At 70.8% G+C, this 17,658-nt stretch carries 15 protein-coding genes and 2 pseudogenes; 5 read left to right on the top strand and 12 right to left on the bottom strand.

Features of this window, described 5'->3' with window-relative positions; all coding sequences use genetic code 11:
• Positions 1-109 precede the first annotated feature (109 nt).
• Both DVS28_RS24520 and DVS28_RS24515 read left to right on the top strand, forming a co-directional pair.
• Positions 110-2,215 (top strand): clostripain-related cysteine peptidase, encoded by a 2,106-nt coding sequence (locus tag DVS28_RS24520; RefSeq protein WP_216826285.1) that lies wholly within the window; start codon positions 110-112, stop codon positions 2,213-2,215.
• A gap of 315 nt (positions 2,216-2,530) precedes the next feature.
• The gene (locus DVS28_RS24515; RefSeq protein WP_164710997.1) at positions 2,531-3,922 is read left to right on the top strand and encodes a serine hydrolase domain-containing protein; all 1,392 of its coding nucleotides are present in this window, start codon (positions 2,531-2,533) and stop codon (positions 3,920-3,922) included.
• Here DVS28_RS24515 and DVS28_RS24510 read toward each other — a convergent pair.
• From DVS28_RS24510 to DVS28_RS24485, 6 genes are all read right to left on the bottom strand, one after another.
• Positions 3,919-5,376 (bottom strand): amidohydrolase family protein, encoded by a 1,458-nt coding sequence (locus DVS28_RS24510; protein WP_114593797.1) that lies wholly within the window; start codon positions 5,374-5,376, stop codon positions 3,919-3,921. The two genes, DVS28_RS24515 and DVS28_RS24510, sit on opposite strands and share 4 nt — an antisense overlap.
• The gene (locus DVS28_RS24505) at positions 5,373-6,014 is read right to left on the bottom strand and encodes a YdeI/OmpD-associated family protein (protein WP_114593796.1); all 642 of its coding nucleotides are present in this window, start codon (positions 6,012-6,014) and stop codon (positions 5,373-5,375) included. The genes DVS28_RS24510 and DVS28_RS24505 overlap by 4 nt, the downstream gene beginning before the upstream one ends.
• Positions 6,015-6,093: 79 nt before the next feature.
• The gene (locus DVS28_RS24500; protein WP_114593795.1) at positions 6,094-6,711 is read right to left on the bottom strand and encodes a rhodanese-like domain-containing protein; all 618 of its coding nucleotides are present in this window, start codon (positions 6,709-6,711) and stop codon (positions 6,094-6,096) included.
• A 78-nt stretch (positions 6,712-6,789) separates the two neighbouring features.
• Complete coding sequence (locus DVS28_RS24495; RefSeq protein WP_114593794.1) at positions 6,790-8,127, bottom strand: MBL fold metallo-hydrolase; 1,338 nt, start codon at positions 8,125-8,127, stop codon at positions 6,790-6,792.
• A gap of 93 nt (positions 8,128-8,220) precedes the next feature.
• Positions 8,221-9,882, bottom strand: coding sequence for a SulP family inorganic anion transporter (locus DVS28_RS24490; protein ID WP_164710996.1), 1,662 nt, complete (start codon positions 9,880-9,882; stop codon positions 8,221-8,223).
• Between the two features lie 29 nt (positions 9,883-9,911).
• Positions 9,912-10,784: a PH domain-containing protein gene (locus tag DVS28_RS24485; RefSeq protein WP_114593792.1), complete on the bottom strand. Its 873-nt coding sequence runs from the start codon at positions 10,782-10,784 to the stop codon at positions 9,912-9,914.
• 213 nt (positions 10,785-10,997) lie between these two features.
• Between DVS28_RS24485 and fadH the strand changes: the two are divergent.
• Positions 10,998-11,369 (top strand): annotated as a pseudogene (gene fadH, locus DVS28_RS24480) (NADPH-dependent 2,4-dienoyl-CoA reductase); the annotation flags it as partial.
• A 4-nt stretch (positions 11,370-11,373) separates the two neighbouring features.
• Here the strand turns inward: fadH and DVS28_RS29340 are convergent.
• Together DVS28_RS29340 and DVS28_RS24470 are read right to left on the bottom strand one after the other, a co-directional pair.
• Positions 11,374-11,715, bottom strand: a pseudogene (locus tag DVS28_RS29340) (DUF2200 domain-containing protein).
• 46 nt (positions 11,716-11,761) lie between these two features.
• Positions 11,762-12,643: an alpha/beta fold hydrolase gene (locus tag DVS28_RS24470; RefSeq protein ID WP_114593790.1), complete on the bottom strand. Its 882-nt coding sequence runs from the start codon at positions 12,641-12,643 to the stop codon at positions 11,762-11,764.
• A gap of 110 nt (positions 12,644-12,753) precedes the next feature.
• On the opposite strand from DVS28_RS24470, the gene DVS28_RS24465 reads away from it, so the two are divergent.
• Together DVS28_RS24465 and DVS28_RS24460 are read left to right on the top strand one after the other, a co-directional pair.
• Positions 12,754-13,818 (top strand): alpha/beta hydrolase family protein, encoded by a 1,065-nt coding sequence (locus tag DVS28_RS24465; RefSeq protein WP_216826282.1) that lies wholly within the window; start codon positions 12,754-12,756, stop codon positions 13,816-13,818.
• Between the two features lie 48 nt (positions 13,819-13,866).
• On the top strand, positions 13,867-14,358 hold the full coding sequence (locus tag DVS28_RS24460; RefSeq protein WP_114593788.1) for an anthrone oxygenase family protein: 492 nt from the start codon (positions 13,867-13,869) through the stop codon (positions 14,356-14,358).
• On the opposite strand, the gene DVS28_RS28750 is transcribed toward DVS28_RS24460, so the two are convergent.
• The 4 genes from DVS28_RS28750 to DVS28_RS24440 form a co-directional block, all read right to left on the bottom strand.
• A complete protein-coding gene (locus DVS28_RS28750) occupies positions 14,246-15,079 on the bottom strand; it encodes a hypothetical protein (RefSeq protein ID WP_164710995.1) in 834 nt (277 codons plus the stop codon). The two genes, DVS28_RS24460 and DVS28_RS28750, sit on opposite strands and share 113 nt — an antisense overlap.
• A 4-nt stretch (positions 15,080-15,083) precedes the next feature.
• A complete protein-coding gene (locus tag DVS28_RS24450) occupies positions 15,084-16,412 on the bottom strand; it encodes a glycosyltransferase (protein WP_114593786.1) in 1,329 nt (442 codons plus the stop codon).
• 1 nt (position 16,413) lies between these two features.
• A complete protein-coding gene (locus DVS28_RS24445) occupies positions 16,414-16,989 on the bottom strand; it encodes a TetR/AcrR family transcriptional regulator (protein ID WP_164710994.1) in 576 nt (191 codons plus the stop codon).
• 128 nt (positions 16,990-17,117) lie between these two features.
• Positions 17,118-17,657, bottom strand: coding sequence for a DUF2510 domain-containing protein (locus tag DVS28_RS24440; protein ID WP_164710993.1), 540 nt, complete (start codon positions 17,655-17,657; stop codon positions 17,118-17,120).
• Between the last annotated feature and the right edge of the window lies 1 nt (position 17,658).

Here is a 17,658-nt window from a genome sequence, read left to right as displayed (position 1 = left end):
GGGGGTGGAGGCAGACAGCCTCTGCCTCCACCACCCCGGGCTTTCGTCGGCCGGTTCGGTCCCAGGAGGCGTGATGTACCGAGTCCTAGCTGGTTGGTTGTGCGTCTTGATGATCCTGGCCGCGTGCTCGACCGATGACACTCCCGATGTGACTCGCGAGAACCTCCTCGGGGCAACGGAGGAGGAACCGGCGGACGGCGAGGACGCTGGGCGCGGCAGCGGAGCCGGAGCCGGAGTCGGAGTCCAGCAAGGCGGGACGGGAATCGAGTTCACCCCCCTGGGCAACGACGGGGACCGAGCGCCGTCGGAGTCTCGCGAGTGGACGCTGCTGGTCTATTCCTTGGCAGACACCAACCTGGAATCGTCCCTTCTTGATGACCTCCGAGAAATGACCGAGGCCGGGGTCGGGGACGAGGTCAACGTCGTTGCCTACGTCGATCGCTGGGATCCATCGCCCGGGAGCGCTGACGCGGGGAAGGACGACGACCAGCCGCTGCTGAACATCCCGGCGTGGACCGGGGCGAAGATCCTGCGCCTCCAGGACGACGGGGCGTCGCCCGCCACGTTCGAGGAACTGCTGGATCTCGGGGAGGTGGACATGGCCGCCCCTGCCACCCTGGCGCAGTTCGTCGACTTCGGCGTCACCCGATTCCCGTCTCGCCATCTGGGTGTCGTGATCGCCGACCATGGGGGCGGATGGACGGGCATCGGCCCCGACCAGTCCAGCTTCAGGGCCATGGACGTGGCGGGTGTGGCCGCCGGACTCCGGGCGGGCCTGGGAGGGTCAGCGCACCACAACGTCGATCTGCTGGGGTTCGACGCGTGTTACATGTCCACGTTCGGCGGCGCGTCGGTGCTGGCATCCGTTGCCGACTACCTCGTCGCCTCGGAGGACAAGGAACCAGCAGGGGGCTGGGACTACACATCCCTCCACAGCCTCGCGGTGGGCTCCGACGGCTCAGCCCTTTCGCCAGTCGAGCTGGGCAGGGCCTTCCTCGACAGCTTCGCCGAGGTGTCGTCCCACCGCGAGGTCAACACGCTGTCGCTCCTCGACCTCTCCGAGGTGTCGACGCTGCAGGCCGCGGTGGAGGCGTTCGCGGCAGCGCTCGACGAGAACGTCTCCGCCATCCGCGCGGACCTCCTCGCCTACGCGGGCCGGAAGAACTACAGGACGCCACATCCGGTCCATGTGAGGGCCCACCAGGTGGATGATCTCGGCGCGCTGGCCGACCACATGGGTGAGCGGCACCCGTCCGTGACGGCAGCGGCGGACGCCGTCACGGGTGCGCTTGGCGAGGTGCGGATCCAGCAGCACGTCGGGGCCAGGCGGGCACCGTCGTCGGGCATGTCGATCTACCTACCGACCTCGTTCCCCAACTTCAGGTACGCCGACGTCACCGGTGCCGACCGATGGGCTGACCTGCTGCGGTCGATCCACACCCACCAACCGTTGCCGGCAGCTCAACGCCCCCGAGCGGCGGACCCAGGAAGGGCGACCGGTCCGGAGACAGACATGACGTCGCCCTTCGGTTTCGGCGACGAGGACTCCGACGTCACGATCGCCTACAGCGAGGCCGACGTGACCCTCACCGGAAACCAGGTCCAGGTCATGGCGGAGATGGATCCAGCGGGCGTCGTCAACGTGGTTGAGGCAACGTTGGCGTACGGCGTCGTCGATCCTGCCGATGGCCGGCTGATCAAGCTGGCCGAGACACCGGCTGCCGTCGACCAGGACGGCACCGTGACAGCCACCGCAGACCTCGCAGTGCTGACGCTGACCGATGCGGCGGGCGTCGGGGCCCCGGCCTACTTCAGCATGACGGCCTCGGATGTGGCCGGTCTTCGCCACTTGGACGTTCCGGTTGACTACGAGCAACCGGGGATGGCGGAGCCAGATCCCGTGCACCTGGCGCTCCTGATGGACAGCGGTGGGGAGGTCACGCACCAGATCTACTTCCACCAGGACCTGGAAGCGGTGACGGTCGGTGAGCTGATTCCTGCTCCGAACGGCGTGGTTCGACCGATCCTGCAGGTGCGTGACCCCGACGGACCGCCCACCTGGTTGCCGTCCACCGATGTGGCGTTGGCAGCCGATCTCGCCGGGATGAGCTTCCAGCTGGAACCGATGGCGCCCGGCCAGGTCATCGCGGTGACCCTCCATGTCATCGACTACAGCGGCAACGCCCTCCTGGCATCGGCAACGGTCGAGAACTAGCCACACCGAACAGCTCGATGCGTTGCGGATCCCGACCGTGTCTCGGCCGCCGTCGCAGGGGTTGGTCGGCCCTCCGGGACAGGGCCGGCCCACCCCTCCCCGGACGGAATCGCCTCCGATCTCGCGTCGGCGCGGTGACGGTGGAGTCGATTCCTTCGCACAACCGCAGGTCAGCGGGCTGTGTCGTCACTTGACCGAGGCGATTCCATCCGACCGCTGAGGCGATTCCATCCGGTCAGTGGGGTGATTCCGTCGGGGACGCGGTTCGGCCGACGTACCGTTCCAGCCCCCAGCGCCACCGTCCCGGAGTGACCCGTGCCAGCCCTGACCCCGCGAAGCCTTACCCCACGGTCCCTGACCCGCCCAGACCTGCAGGACCGCCTCGACCGGATGGTCGCCGAGGGGGACATGCCCGGGGCGCAGCTGGCCGTCCTGGTCGACGGTGCGGTGACGACGGTCGCCAGCGGGGTGCTCAACATCACCACCGGGCAGCCGGCCACGACCGCGTCGCTGTTCCAGGTCGGCTCGATCGGCAAGCTGTGGACCGCCACCGCGGCGATGCAGCTGGTGCAGGAGGGGGTGCTCGACCTGGACGAGCCGATCCGTGCCCACCTGCCCGAGCTGTCGGTCGGCGACGAGGTCACCTCGGCGAACGTGACGATGCGCCATCTGCTGACCCACACCTCCGGGATCGAGGGCGACGTCTTCGACGACACGGGGAACAACGACGATGCCCTGGCCCGCTACGTCGAGCTGCTCGCCACGCTCCCGCCCGTCCATGCCCTCGGGGCGACCTGGTCGTACTGCAACGCCGGGTTCGGCATCGCCGGCCTGCTGATCGCCCGCCAGGCGGGGACCACGTTCGAGCAGGCGATCCGGGACCGGCTGGTCGTCCCCCTCGGCATCGAGCGGTTCGCGTGGAACGCCGACGAGGCCATCCTCTTGGGTGCGGCGGTCGGCCACGTCCCCGGCCCCGACGGCCAGCCGGTGGTGACCCCCACCTACAGCTTCCCGCGCAACGCCGCGCCCGCCGGCCTGGTCACGATCACGGCGGCCGACCTGCTGGCGTTCGCCGCCGCGCACCTCGACGACGGCGGTCCGTTGTTGTCCGCCGATCTCGCCGTGGCGATGCGGACCCCACAGGTCGACTGCCCGTCCCACCTCGCCGACCGGTGGGGCCTCGGCTTCATGATCCACGACTGGGACGGCACGACGGTGGTCGGTCACGGCGGCGCCACGATCGGGCAGTTCGCCGAGCTGTACATGGTCCCCGAGCACGACGTCGCCGTGGCCCTGCTCGTCAACGGGTCCCGCGGACGGTCCGACCACGCGCTGCTGTCCGGTGTCCTTGCTGACACCTGCGGCGCCGCGCTTCCGCCGATCCCCACACCGTCGGCGGGGACGGTCACCGACCCCGCCCGGTACATCGGTCGCTACTCGCGGCTGGGCGTCGACCTCGAGGTCGCCCTCGACGGCGATGACCTCGTCCTGACCCGCAAGGTCCACGGCGCCCTCGCCGACATCCCGGGTGAGGAGTCCATGACGATGCCGCTCCACCCCACCGGGGAGGTGGGACGGCTGTTGGCGCGTGTCCCCGGCCGGGCCGTCGTGCACGCCCCGGTGATCCTCCACGGCGTCGACGACGAACGTCCGGCCTACCTCCACATGGGCGGCCGAGCCCACGTGCGGTCCGATCAGCCGACCTAGTTCGCCCTGATGGGCCTGCCCGGCCGAGCTCGCAGGTCCAGCACTCCGTCGCGGATCACGGCCTCGCCGTTGACCAGCAGGTGCCGCACACCTTCGCTCGGCCGGGTGCCGTCGAGGTAGGTGGCCCGGTCCCGCAGCGCCGCCGGGTCGAACACGACGATGTCGGCGTCGGCGCCGGGTCGCAGCCGGCCCTTGTCGGCCATCGCCGGCACGGCCCGCTCCAGGGTCCGGGCGGGCAGCAGGGAACACCGGGCGAGGGCGTCGGACCACGACTCGCCGACCTCGTCGACCAGTAGCCGCAAGGACCGGGTGAAGGTGCCGGCGGTGCGGGGGTGCGTGGTCCAGCCGGGTGGGATCGGCCAGTCCAGCTGGGCATCGCCCTCCACCGTGGCCGGGGCGACGAGGGGCATCGCGTCGGACGCCACGATGGTCCTGGGGAACGACAGCGCACGTCGCAGGATCGCCCGGTGGGCCTCGACGGTGTCGTCGAGGAACTCCACCAGCACGTTCGCCCCCGGGTCGGTCGCCCGCAGCTCGACCAGTCGCTCGACGGTCGCGATGCGTTCGCCGCTGCCCACCATCACCAGCGACTGGGGTCGCAGGCCCCGCAGCCCGAGCTGGTCGGGTGCCAGGAACTGGGCGCTGATCGCGGTCGAGCCGGCCCCGTACGGGTAGGCCTCGACCGTCACCGTCCCGCCCTCCCCCGTCGCGTCCTCGATGAGCCCGAGCACCCGGTCGACGTGGAACGTCGAGGTCGAGGTGACGTGGCAGTAGTGCATGTGGGCGCCGGTCTCCGCTGCAGTCCGGACGATCTCCTCGGCCCCGTCGCGGGCGACGTCGGGCCGGACCTCGATCAGGTCGCGGGCGTGGGTCCACGTCGGGCGCCCGGCACCGGCCGCCAGGCGAGCGACCTCGGTGTACTCCCCCGGGTCGGTGCCCTGGGCGTACCCCATCAGGACGCCGACCCCCAGCGCACCGGCGGCGAGGTCCTCCTCCAGCAGCGCGCGAAGTCGCAGCCGTTGCGCGGCTGACGCCGGCCCCTGCCACGCGGGCAGTCCGAGACCGGCGAACGTCGCGCCGAGGCCGTTGCGTGGATGTCCGGCGAGGACCTCCATGCGGATCGCCGCCCACGAGGAGGAGTAGCCGTAGTTGAGCGGGCGACCTGCTGCGGCAGCCCACGCGTAGGCCAAGGCGACCGGCGACTCCCCGCTCTCCAGCTCCAACGACGTCGTCACCCCGTCGAAGGCCTGCAACCGGTGGCCGGGCACCGTCTGGGCGTGGCTGTGGAGGTCGACGAACCCGGCGGTGACGATGCACCCGGCCGCGTCGATCACCGTGGCCCCGTCGGTCCGTGCCGGCCCGACGGTGAGGACCCGTCCGTCGGTGACCGTGACGTCGGTGACCTCGTCCAGCCCGGACTCGGGGTCGATGACCCGTCCACCGCGGATGATCATGTCGCGCGTTCGCCGCGGGCGGCCTTCGTCACGATCGTGGCGATCCGTTTGTCGCGGGTGGCCTCCCGCACGGCGCTGATCACCCACCAGAGCATCTGCTTGCGGGCGCTCGGCGGGAAGGCGTCCCATGCCGCACGAGCCGCTGGTTCGGCGTCGAGGGCCCGGGCCAGCTCGTCGGGCTCGATCAGGTCCTCGACCGGGTCGAGGATCGTCCAGTACCCGTTGGCCTTCGCTGCCTCGACCGCGCGGCGTCCCGCCTCGGTCATCAACCCCGCCGCCTCCATGTCGGCCACCCGCTGACGGTTCAGGCGGGTCCAGGTGCTCTTCGGGCGACGGGGGGCGAGGAGCTGCAGACCGCGTTCCTCATCGAGGATGTTCATCGTCGAGTCGACCCAGCCGACGCAGATCGCCTCCTCGACCACCTCGGGGTACGGGCATCGTGGTCGACCGGTCGGCGTGCGCCACGAGCACAACCAGAGGCCCGGCGCCGTCCGGTGGTTGTGGAGCAACCACGCCCGGACCTGGGCGCGCGTCTCGGCGTGATAGACGGGGTAGTCGAAGTTCCACGTCGCCGGGTGGGACGACGACGAGGGAGGGACGGGCGTGGCGGGGTTCGACGCCTGCTCGTCCCTCTCCATCGGTGTTCCTGACGTCCCATCGCCGACGCCGGGGCGGACGCCGCGGCTGGCTATCCATACCACGGCGCCCGCAGGGGCGTCACCGTCTCGAGGAGCCGGTCAGGCGTGCGAGGGCCTCGTCGATGTCGGTCTCGGGCGCACGGTTGTACGGCAGCCGGGCGAGCAACATGCCCATCGCGCAGGCGTTGGACAACGCGGCGTAGGTCAGGCCGGCACCGACCGCACCCGCCAGGTACTTGGCCGGTGACCAGATCGTGCTGGCGGCCACCGAGGTCGCGACGATGCCGCCGGCGACGAGGCGGACCTGACGCTCCATGGTCCACTGGTCCGGGTCGCCCGAGACGTCCGTCTCGGCGCCCGCGGCGATCCAGGCGTTCATACCGCCATCGAGGACCTCGACATCGTCGAGGCCGGCAGCGGTCAGCTTGTCGTAGGCCTGCGTGGCCCGGCCACCGGACTGGCAGACCAGCACCAGGCGGCCACCCGCGTCGGTGACGATGCGACGCAGGTGGGCGTCGACCTGGTCCAGCGGCAGGTTGATCGCGCTGCGGATGTGACCCGAGGCGAACTCCCCGGGGGTCCGGACGTCCACGACGAGGTTGTCGGGGTTGTTCGCGAGCTGTGTGGCGAGGGTGGCCGCGCTGACGAGGCCACCTTCGGTCGCGTCGGGAGGGGTGGTGGACTTGAGGGATGACATGGGGACTGCTCCGTTGGTTGGGAAGGCGTAGTTCGTCGGGAAGGGGGGGTTCGTTGGGAAGGTGTGGACTGGCGGGTCTCAGGCGGCGACGGGCGTGCGGGCCAGCTCTCCTGCGCTTGCCCCGTCCAGCACCACGGTGCTGATCCCGCGGGCACCGAGGATCGACGCGGCGATGGAGGCTCGGCGGCCGGAGCCGCAGACCACCAGTACACGGCGAGCGCCCTCGATGTCGACCGGCAGGCCGTCGCTGAGCAGCTCGGGGAGGAACTTCTCGATCGCGCCAGGCATCGGCTCGGACCGGTGCTCGGAGGGCATGCGCACGTCCAGCACGGGTGTGGTGCCGTCGACCAGCGGACGGAAGGCGTCGAGCTCGCGCAGCTCGAAGGTCTCCAGCCGCGAGTCGGACAGGTCGGTGATCACGCCGCGGACGTCGTCGACGCCGACCTGCGCCAGCTGCGTGACGGCCTGCGCCGCGCGGTCGTCGTTGGCGCTGGCCACGAGGACGATCGGTGCACCGTGCGGGGCGAGCCAGGCGGCCCACGACCCGAAGTCGTCGGCGAACTCGATGGTCAGCGACCCGGGCAGGTAGCCGGCAGCCTGCTCCGCACGAGAACGGATGTCGATCACCGTGGTGTCGTCGGGCAGCAGCTCGAGCGCGGCGACCGAGAGCGAGGGGACGGGGCCGCGACGGATGTCGGGCACGCCGAGGGTGTTGGCCGGGCCCATGTGCTGGTAGAACGCGGGGATCGGCATCGGCTGGGCCAGCAGCAGGTCAGCCATCTCGTCAGCGGTGGCGGTCTGCAGGACCGGGTTGTCGGCCTTCTCCACCCCGATGGTGGAGGTGTAGGAACCCGTGCCGCTCACGGTGCAGAACGACCCCTCGCCGTGCGTCGGCAGCAGCTCGACGTCGTCGGGCAGCTCGGCCAGGCGGTTGACGGAACGCCACTGCAGCTTGCCGAGCGACCGCGCGCGGGCCGGGCCGAGCAGGTCCGGACGCCCGGCGGAACCGACCAGCAGGCTGCCGCCGCTGAACACGGCGACCGGCCGTCCCTCGATGATGACGGCGTAGCTCGTGTGTTCCGGCGTGTGGCCCGGCGTGTGGATGGGCCGCAGCGTCAGGCCGGGGCCCTCGATGTCCTCGAGGTGGTAGGCGGCACGGTGGTCATAGGCGGGTGCGGCCGCGGCCGGCAGGACGAGCTCGGCTCCGGTGAGACGAGCCGCCTCCACCCCGCCCGACACGTAGTCGTTGTGCAGGTGCGTCTCGAGCACGAAGCGGACGTCCACCCCCTGCGCGTCGGCCGCGTCGATGAAGCGGTCCACGTCGCGCTGGGGATCGACAAGGACGCCGATGCCCTCGTGGGTCAGCAGGTAGCTCTGGTCGCCCAGGCCCGGTGTACGGAATGACTCGATCTTCATGGTTGCTCCAAGGGGTCGTTCGATGCGGTTGAAAGGGGGAACGAAACTTGTACGGACAATATGCCCTGGGGGGTATTGGTCTCCACGCGGCCGTCAGGGCAAACGCGTCAGGGGCCGGCGAGGGTCGGCGGGGGTGATCGGATCGAGCTGCTGGGCTGCCTCGACCGCCGAGTGCACCTCCATGTGCGAACCGGCGATCAGCTCCGGGATGCGAGTCCTGGCAAGGACGTCACGGACCGGTCCCTTGGCGCACGCCAGGTGCACGGCGACGTCGGTGTCCCCGAGCTCCTCCAGCAGCTCCTCGAGGGTGTCTGCGGCCGAGGCGTCGATGTCGTTGACGCCGGACAGGTCGATGACGACGGCCGAAGGGGGATCGTGGCGCGTGACCGCACGGAGGCGGTCCTTCATGAACTCGGCGTTGAGGTAGCTCAGCGACACGTCGAAGCGGATGACCCGCACCCCGTCGGTGGTGCGTGCGTCATCGAACCGCGACAGGTTCCGGTAGGTGTGCGTGCCGGGAAGGCGTCCCAGTTCGGCGGTGTGCGGTCGCATGATCCGGCTGAACACCACGATCGCCGACCCCAGCGCCGCCACGGCGATCCCGAGCTCCACGCCGAGCACGAGGGTCGCCACGAAGGCGCCGGCCATGGTCGCGGCGTCGGTTCGCTTGACGTGCCAGATGTGGCGCATGGCCTCGTTGTCGAACAGTCCCGAGACGGCCAGGAGCACCACTGCGCCGAGCGTTGCCTGTGGGAGCTGGGTGAACAGGGGGGTCAGCGCCACCAGGACGAGCAGCATGATGGCCGCGGTCACGATGCCGGGAAGCTTGGTCCTGGCGCCTGCGCTGGCGTTGACCGCGGTACGGCTGAACCCGCCGGTCACCGGGTAGCCACCGACCAGGCCCGAGGCCAGGTTCGCGGCGCCGAGGCCGAGGAGCTCTCGGTTGGGGTCCAGGTCGTAGCGGTCGCGACGGGCGTACACCTTGGCGACCGCCACGGACTCCAGCACGCCCACGAGGGTGACCGCGAACGCCGCCGGCAGCAGCTCGGCCGCCAACGACCAGTCCGAGGGCAGGGTGAGGGGCGGAAGCCCCTCCGGGATGTCGCCCACCACACGGACGCCGCGGTCGGCGAGGTCGAACACGGCGCTGGCGACCGTGGTCACCACGACCGCCACGAGCGCGACGGGGATGCTGCGGTTGATGCGTCGCAGGGCCAGCATGCCGGCCAGGGCGCCGCCGCCGATGAGCAGCGTGGTCGGGTCGGCGTCGGGGAGGGTCGCCAGCACCGATGCGATGCTCGCGAACCAGCCCTCCGCACTCTCGGGTTGCGTGCCGAGGACGTGCTTGAGCTGGCTCGTGCCGATGATGAGGGCAGCGGCGCCGGTGAAGCCGACGAGCACGGGATGGGACAGGAGTCGGACCAGGAACCCCAGTCGCCCGATGCCCATCACGAGGTGGATCACCCCGACGAGGACGGCAAGCAGGGCGGCTGCCGCCAGGTAGCCGGCGGACCCCTCCTGGGCCACCGGCGCCAGGGCCGATGCCGTCAGCAGGGACACGATGGCGACCGGGCCCACGGCCAGCTGCCGCGAGGTCCCGATCAGCGCGTAGGCGACAAGCGGGACGGTCGACGCATAGAGCCCGACCTCGGGTGGCAGGCCGGCCAGCATCGCGTAGGCCATCGACTGGGGGACCAGCATGGCGGCCACGGTGAGGCCGGCCGTCAGGTCGGCGGCAAGGGTCTTGCGTGACAAGGACAACGGTGCTCCTGGAATGGGGCGAACTATTTGTCCGGACAACATACCCGTGGGGGTATGGGTTCGCTACTCCGCGACCGTCGCCTCGATGCCGCGCTGTTCGGCCTCGGCGTGCAGGACCTCGAAAGCGCGGTGGACAGGAACGTGAGGAGGCCGAGTGCTCCCCGCATCTCCAGGTCGAACCCACGACGGTCGATGCGGACCAGCGCGCGGCCGCCCGCCTCGCGGAGGTGCGCCATCTCCTCCTCGGGGACGAGGTGCTCGAGCGCGCCAACGACCTTGCGGACCAGCCACCGCAGCCCGGGCACCGGCACCCGGACGGCGCGGACGAGGTCGTCGGCGAACCCCTCGAGCACGTGGTCGCGGAGCATCTGGTACCGCTCGGCGAACTCCAGGGCGTTGACGCGGTCCCACGGGGTGTGGCGACGGCGCAGCAGGCCCCGAACGGTGATGCCGTCGGGGCCGACCACGACTGCCAGGCGGCCGCCGAGCAGGCGGAGGACGCGCCCGACACGTTCGTCGCCAAGGAAGCCGTCGGCGTCGGCCACCTCGGCCCACGCCAGCAGCAGCTCGGCGATGGAGACGGTGAAGGGAGCGGTGAGGGGGAGTGCGGGGGCCTGCTGCAGGCCCAGCAGGACGTCGGTCAGGCGATCGAGTCGGAGGCCCTGCGCGTCCTCGACGGCGTCGGCGTCGTCGAGTGCCTCCAGCTCGGCGTCGTGCACGAACGGCACCGCCAGCGCGACGTCCAGGGCGTCCGGCCCGTCCGGCCCGTCCAGCCCGTCCAGCCCGTCGAGCCCGTCCAGGGCGTCGAGCCCGTCCGGCCTGCCACGGACAGCAGCCAGCCGGGCCGCTGCCGCAGGAATCCAGCCTCGCTTCGGGCTGCCCTTGTCCTCGCGCATCGCACGTCCTGACGTCCGATTCCCCTGTGCCCGGGACGAGTGCCTCGGCCGGTCACCGTCATAGCACCATCCGGTGCTGGCGGCGAGGGCGGATGGGCGTCGTCCGGGCGCCGGCTCCGACGCGAACTGACCAGGACCGGTTCGTCGAACGGCCGCCGGCGCGGGCAGGGTTGGAGGATGACCTCGGCGTACCCCGTCGACCCACAGCCCGAGGCGTCCGTGCGGACCGTCCACCTGCTGCAGCGCCGGACCTCGCGCCACGGCAAGGACCTCGGCAAGACCACCGGGTGGGTGCATCGGGCCACCCTGAAGGCACGTGGTGTCACCATGCTCGGCGGGGTGCGCTACGACCGCATCGACGACGACGGGCTGCACGTCTCCCTGGGCAGGGACCACGGCGAACAGCGGGTCCTGCCGGTCGACCACGTCGTCATCTGCGCCGGACAGGAATCGGTCTCCGGGTTGTACGAGGAGCTCCAGGCGGCGGGGGTGGCCGCACATCTGATCGGCGGTGCCGAGCAGGCGCGGGAGGTCGATGCCAAGCGCGCCATCGAGCAGGGCGTCCGCGTCGCCGCAGCCCTCTAGCTGCTCAGGCGCGAAGGACCTTCTCCATGGACTTGCCCTTGGCCAGCTCGTCGACGAGCTTGTCGAGGTAGCGGATCTTCTGCATCAGCGGGTCCTCGACGTCCTCGACGCGGACACCGCAGACGACGCCGGTGATGGCCGATGCGTTCGCGTTCAGCTCGGCCTCGTCGAAGAAGGACTCGAAGGTTCGCTCGTCGGCAGGCACCTCCTACAGCCCGGCCTCGTCGTATCCGGTCAGCCACTCGATCACCTGATCGAGCTCGGCCTTCGTCCGCCCCTTGCGTTCCACCTTGTTCACGTAGTGGGGATAGACCGACGCGAAGCTCGTGGTGAAGATCCGGTGCACGTGTCCGATCCTAGACCGGTGGGGACGGGACGGTGGCCGTCGTTGTTCAGGCGAGCCGCTTGATCAGCCCGTTGACCTCGTCGGCGAGCAGGTCGCACACGCCGGGTGGCAGGTCGTGGCCCATGCCCCTGACCAGCCGGAAGTGGGCCCCGGGGACCGCGTCGGCGATCGACCGGCCGGCCCGGTGGTTGACGAGCGGGTCGTCGGCCCCGTGCACGACGAGCGTCGGCACCTCGACCCTGCGCAGCTCCGGGACGCGGCTGCCGTCGGCGGCGATGGCGTGCAGGTGTCGCACGAACCCGGCTGGGTTGAGGCCGCGGTCATAGGCGATGCCGATGGACCGGCGTAGGTGCTCGTGGTCGTGGTCGAAGCCGGGGCTGGCGATGGCACCCCGCATCTCGGCGATCGCGTCGACGTAGGCGTCGCGTTCGTGGGTCGGGACGGTCATGAAGAAGGTCTTGGCGGCACGGGGCTTGGCCGGCGGCACCAGCCTGGTTCCGCTGGAGGACATGACCGGGACGAGCGAGGCCAGCCGCTGCGGATGGTGGATCGCCATGCGCTGGGCGATCATCCCGCCCATGGACACCCCCACGACGTGGGCACGCGGGACGTCCAGGTGATCCAGCAGGCCGACGGCGTCGTCGGCCATGTCGCGCAGGGTGTACGGCGGCGGCGGGACCGGCAGGCCGAAGGTGCCGGCGAGCACCCGCAGCATCGGTGCAGTCGGTGCGTCGACCTTGGTCGACAGGCCCACGTCCCGGTTGTCGAACCAGATGACCCGATGGTCCTTGGACAGGTCGTCGATCAGGCGCTGCGGCCAGTACACCATCTGCGTACCGAGGCCCATGACGAGCAGTATGGCTTCTCCGCTGGTCGGGCCCGCTTCCTCGTAGTGCAGGCTGATCTGGCCGAGGTCGACGGTGGGCATCGTGGCTCCATGGTGGTGGACGGGCGGGCGGTGGCACGACGGTAGCCATCCGAGGGGCGTTCGACGTGCGACGGCAGGAGAAACGGCGGGAGGTGCCGAACTGCACCGCCATGCCGAACCAGAGCCGCCCCTCCCTGTCGACCATCAGCCTCCTCCTCGCGCTCGTCCTGCTCGTCGCCGGACTGGCGGTGCCCGCAGGAGCCGATCCGCATGACGACGACGGCAACCCCTGCACCGACGATGTCGACACCGCGTCGGTCCACTCCGTCGAGGTCGAGGGGGTACCGGCCACCGGTGTGGTGGCCTTCCCCGACACCGACCCGAGCGCGCTGGTGGTGTTCGCCCACGGGTACGGCCACACCTCTGCCTCGTGGGTCGACCATGCCCGCCGCACCGCCGACCAGCTCGGTGCGGCCGCGGTGGCGATGGACTACCGAGGCACCGAGGACGTCGACGGCACCGTTCGCGGTTGGTGGGTGGCCGAGGGCGCGGCCGACCTGATCGCCGCGGCCCGTGACCTGGAGGCCCGCTGCGGTGGCTTCGACACCATCGTGCTGTTCGGCGTGTCGATGGGCGGCAACGCCAGCGGCCTCGCGGTCGCGGCCCAGCCGACCCGGAACGACGGTTCCACCCCGCTGTTCGACTGGTGGTTCAACCTCGAGGGGGCCACCAACGTGATCGAGACCTACCAGGGTGCCCGGGTGCTGGCACCCGCCAACACCTTCGCCGCCAACGCCCGAGCCGACATCGAAGCCGAGATGGGCGGCACCTTCGAGGAGGTGCCCGAGGTCTACGCCGAGCACGCGGTGGTCAACCGGGTCGACGACATCGCCGCCTCCGGGGTGAAGGGGGTCTACATGGCCCACGCCGCAGAGGACGGGCTCGTCCCGATCAACCAGTCCATCGAGCTGGACGCCCTGCTGACCGAGGCCGGCGTCCCCAGCATCCTCGACGTGTTCACCACCCGCGACGGTGGTGAGGGCGGGACCACCCTCAGCGGGTACTCCGGCCAGGACGTCTCACCTCTCGCCGGTCATGCCACGGAGACCTCCACGACCCATGTGGTCATGCGCGCAGGCCTCGACCGCCTCGCCGAGCTGCTGGAGGAGGACGCACCGTTGTGCCAGGGTCGCCGGCTCCACGCTGGTCCCGTCACCGCACGGCTGGGCTGCTGATGCACGCGCGGCTCGCGTAGGATCCGCTCCTGACGGAGCGGAGGAGCCATGCCCTACGACATCGCGCTGGTGGCGGCGGCGCTGACTTGCAGCCTCGTCTCCGGCCTGCTCCTGGGGTTCGCGATCGTGGCGATGCCGGGGGTCGGCACCCTCGACGACCGGGGGTTCGTGCGGGCGTTCCAGGTCATGGACCGGGTCATCCAGGACCGCCAGCCGGTCTTCATGCTGCTGTGGGCCGGTTCCGTCGTGGCAGTCCTGGCTGCGCTCGGCCTCGGGTGGAGGCAGGAAGCCGGTTCCGGACGCCTGCTGCTCGTCGGGGCGACCGTGCTGTGGATCGGCGGCCTCCAGGTGCCGACGGCGACGATCAACATCCCGCTGAACAACGCCCTGCAGGCGGTGGATGTGGCGGCCGTGGACGACCAGTCGATCAGCCGTGCCCGCGATGCGTTCGAGCGACGATGGAACAGGTGGAACCGCGTCCGCAGCGCGGCCGGGGTCCTGGCCTCGACGGGGTTCGTGCTGCTGCTCCTCGCCCGCTGAGGCCTGGCTCAAGCCGGCGAAGCCGCCACAGGGTCACGCCGAGGGCCAGGAAGAAGAGGGTGGTAGCCAGGCCAACCGGTCGCAGGAGCACGTTGATCGTCGTGTCCGTCGCGCCCACGTTGACCAGGGCGACCCCGGTGACGGTCCCGCCCACACCGAGGAACAGCGCCGTCCACCCGACCCAAGCGGGCAGGCCTCGGTCCATCCGGACCGCGCTCCCGAGCAGGAGCATCGCAAGGCCGAGCAAGGCGAGGGTGCCCATGGCCGCGAGTCCGGTGTCGACCGCGTCGACGGCGATGACGGCGGGTTCGATCCCGGCAGCACCACGACCCGCGAGGCTGGACATCGCGTACCCATCCAGTCCCCCGAACACCGCGAAGAGGAGGGTTCCACCGGCGAGCGCGGCGATTCCGGCCACGCGTCCGACGGCCTGCGCCGCGCCGATGCGGAACGTCGCGACGAGCGTGACGACTCCGGCCGCGATCACGAGGAACCCGACGGCGAGCATCAGGTGGACGGGTACCCATGCGCTGGCACCCGCGATGATCAGCCGGGATGTCGCCGAGGGATCGGCGTCGACGGGATGCAGCGCGTTCCCCGCGGCCAGGAGGAAGGCGCCGAGGATCAGCAGCGTGCCGGCCACCCGCCGGTGAGCGATGGCGAACCCGGGCGAGTGACCGATGTCCGCGGTTCCGACCGGGACTGATGTGCTCGTGCTCATGACGTCATCCTCCTGGCGTGGGATGGGTCACCCCGGAGGGGCGGCCCGGTTGGTCATCGCGAACCAATGGGTAGAGCTCGGCCGCGATGTCGATCTGCTGGCGCTCCTCGGTGATGGCTGCCGCCAACCGTCCAGCAGCGGTGGTGAACCGCGGATCACCGAGGACGCGCTGCACCGCGCGCCGTATCCGCGACGTCCGCGCCTTCGGACCGATGCGGACCCCCGCGCCGTGGTGCACCACCCGGGCGGCGGTGTCGTTCTGGTCGCGCCCCATCGGGATGCAGACCAGCGGGACGCCAGCGCCAAGCGCCTTGAGGGTGGTGCCGTGGCCACAGTGCGTGACGACCAGGTCGGCCCGCTCGAGCAGGGGCCCGTGCGGAGCCGACGGGACGACGACCACGTTGGTGGAGCCCTGGACGTCGGCGGGGTCGAGCATCTGGCCCAGCGTGACCACCGCCCTGACCTGCAGGGTGGAGAGGGCCTCCACCACCCGCCGCAGCACGGGCGCCTGGTCCTGGAAGGTCGAGCTGAACGCGACCAGCACGAAGGGTCCTTCCTGGTCCTCCGTCCAGGACAGTGCCGCCTCCTCCGCCCAGGATGGGTCGTCGGTGATCGGGCCGAGGTACCGCACGTGGTCGGGCACCACGTCCGAGGCGAAGTCGAAGGTGGGTGAGCTCAGCACGAATATGCGGTCGGTCTGCAGCACCTGGTCGTAGAAGGAAGCGAGCGGTGCAAGGCCGTGCTGGCGCCGAGCGGCGTCGAGGGCGGGGATGCCGGGGGCGAACATCCGGTCAGCGAGCCGTAGCATCGCGGCGTCCCTGAGCCTGCCGAACCTCGTCGTCGCCTTCGGGAAGCCCGGTCCGATGGCCGGCCCGCCGGGCGTGGGGATCGACCAGATGTTGGGCACCACCGGAGCGACCGGCACACCCTGCCCCTGCGCCCCGATGACCGCACCGAACAGCATGAAGTCCACCAGCACGGCGTCGGCGTCGATGGCTCGAAGAGTCTCGGCCGTGTCGGCTGCGTAGTCCGATGCGGGACCCGCGACGAAGGTGTCGCGGATCCTGGCGAGCATCGCCAGCGGGCTGGTGACCTCCCAGTCCCGCAGCAGGTCCTCGGCTGGGTCGAGGGTGGTGCGATGAGGGGCTCGTCGCCACGGGTGGAACACGCACCCGGCAGCCAGCGCATCGTCCTCCACCGTCGGGTCCGCAAGCACATGGACGTCGTGACCGCGCGCAAGCAGGAGGCGGGCAAGCCCGAGCTCGGGAGGCAGCGTGCCGCCCCCTTCCCACATCGCCAGCAGGAACCGGCGGCTGGTGTCGGGGATGTCCATGTCAGGCGCCTTCCTTCCGAGCCTCCGCGAGGACCCCGTCGACCATCGTTCGCATGACCTGCTCCGTCCGTTCCACCGAGTACGCGAAGTCGCGACGGAGCAGCTTCCACACCGTGACGTCAAGGGCCACGTACAGGGCGTCCACGATCCGCTCTCGGGCGTCTGCTCGGTCCGGGAGGTGTGGTGCGAAGACGGTCTCGACCCAGGCCCGATGCGCACGGCGACCCTGACCCAGCATGTGCTGCACGACCGCTATGCGGTCCTCGACCTCGAGCGCCCGGATGTTGGCGTCGCCCATCTCCTCGTTTCGCTCCACGATGCGACGCACTGCTGCCGCGACGTCACCCACCGGCACGGCCCGCTCGGCGTCCTCGCGGGGTGCCCGCCACGCCGTGACCGCCGTCACCAGGTCGTCCTTGGTGCCGAAGTGGCGGTGCACGGTCTGGCGGGACACCTCGGCTCGGGCGGCGACGGCGTCCATGGACACCTCGTCGTAGGGATGCTCCAGCCACAGCTCGTAGGTCGCTTCGAGGATCCGTTCACGTGTCCGCTCCGTCGCCTTGGCCCGGGCCGTCATCCGGTACGGGCGTGAGCCTCCGTCGCCCTCGCGGTCCGACGGGGGCGTAGCCGCACAATTCATGTTACGAACTGTCACATGAAATGGGTGCATCCGTCAAGGACGAATCAGCAACCGGTCGGCGGACTTCAGGACCCGTCGGGGTCGATGACCTTGTCGACCTGTTCGCCGAGCCAGTCGAACAGGCTGGTTTGCAGCTGGGCGGTTGCCACGACGTAGAGGACGTAGACGACGATGGCGATCACCGCGGCACGTCGGGCCCAGCGGAGGAACCGACGGCCGTAGTCCTGGATCATCGGTTCGAGCTGGGTCCGCAGGCTGCCGGCTTGTTCGGCCAGCCGGCTCGTCGCCCGGTCCAGCTCACGGCGCGTCGCCCGGCGGACCTCGGCGACGATCGCCGACGTGTCCTCCCGGCTGAGGCCCGATGCGGCACGACCGGCCGCACTCGCCGCCGACGTGATGTCGACCTCCCGCCCGGGAGCCGGTGCGGCAGCGGCTGTCGACCACGAACGCTTGGCGGCGGGGTCCTCGCCGGGCTCGAGCAGGTCCGCTGGACGGGGGCCGACCCGACGATGGTCCGACCAGTCCGAGCCGTCCCACCAGCGCAACCGTGTCCGCTGGCCGGGGTCGGGGTACCAGCCGGCGACGGGAGCGTCCGCCCGGTTCATG

Source organism: Euzebya pacifica, assembly GCF_003344865.1.
Lineage (GTDB): Bacteria > Actinomycetota > Nitriliruptoria > Euzebyales > Euzebyaceae > Euzebya > Euzebya pacifica.
Note: the sequence above shows the minus strand (reverse complement) of the source record. Positions and strands in the feature narration are given on the sequence as shown.

Coding starts and splice junctions, on each gene's coding strand:
- DVS28_RS24520 (WP_216826285.1), top strand. CDS start 110: ATGATCCTGGCCGCGTGCTCGACCGATGACACTCCCGATGTGACTCGC.
- DVS28_RS24510 (WP_114593797.1), bottom strand. CDS start 5,376: ATGATCATCCGCGGTGGACGGGTCATCGACCCCGAGTCCGGGCTGGAC.
- DVS28_RS24505 (WP_114593796.1), bottom strand. CDS start 6,014: ATGGAGAGGGACGAGCAGGCGTCGAACCCCGCCACGCCCGTCCCTCCC.
- DVS28_RS24500 (WP_114593795.1), bottom strand. CDS start 6,711: ATGTCATCCCTCAAGTCCACCACCCCTCCCGACGCGACCGAAGGTGGC.
- DVS28_RS24495 (WP_114593794.1), bottom strand. CDS start 8,127: ATGAAGATCGAGTCATTCCGTACACCGGGCCTGGGCGACCAGAGCTAC.
- DVS28_RS24485 (WP_114593792.1), bottom strand. CDS start 10,784: ATGCGCGAGGACAAGGGCAGCCCGAAGCGAGGCTGGATTCCTGCGGCA.
- DVS28_RS24470 (WP_114593790.1), bottom strand. CDS start 12,643: ATGCCCACCGTCGACCTCGGCCAGATCAGCCTGCACTACGAGGAAGCG.
- DVS28_RS24465 (WP_216826282.1), top strand. CDS start 12,754: ATGCCGAACCAGAGCCGCCCCTCCCTGTCGACCATCAGCCTCCTCCTC.
- DVS28_RS24460 (WP_114593788.1), top strand. CDS start 13,867: ATGCCCTACGACATCGCGCTGGTGGCGGCGGCGCTGACTTGCAGCCTC.
- DVS28_RS28750 (WP_164710995.1), bottom strand. CDS start 15,079: ATGAGCACGAGCACATCAGTCCCGGTCGGAACCGCGGACATCGGTCAC.
- DVS28_RS24450 (WP_114593786.1), bottom strand. CDS start 16,412: ATGGACATCCCCGACACCAGCCGCCGGTTCCTGCTGGCGATGTGGGAA.
- DVS28_RS24445 (WP_164710994.1), bottom strand. CDS start 16,989: ATGACGGCCCGGGCCAAGGCGACGGAGCGGACACGTGAACGGATCCTC.
- DVS28_RS24440 (WP_164710993.1), bottom strand. CDS start 17,657: ATGAACCGGGCGGACGCTCCCGTCGCCGGCTGGTACCCCGACCCCGGC.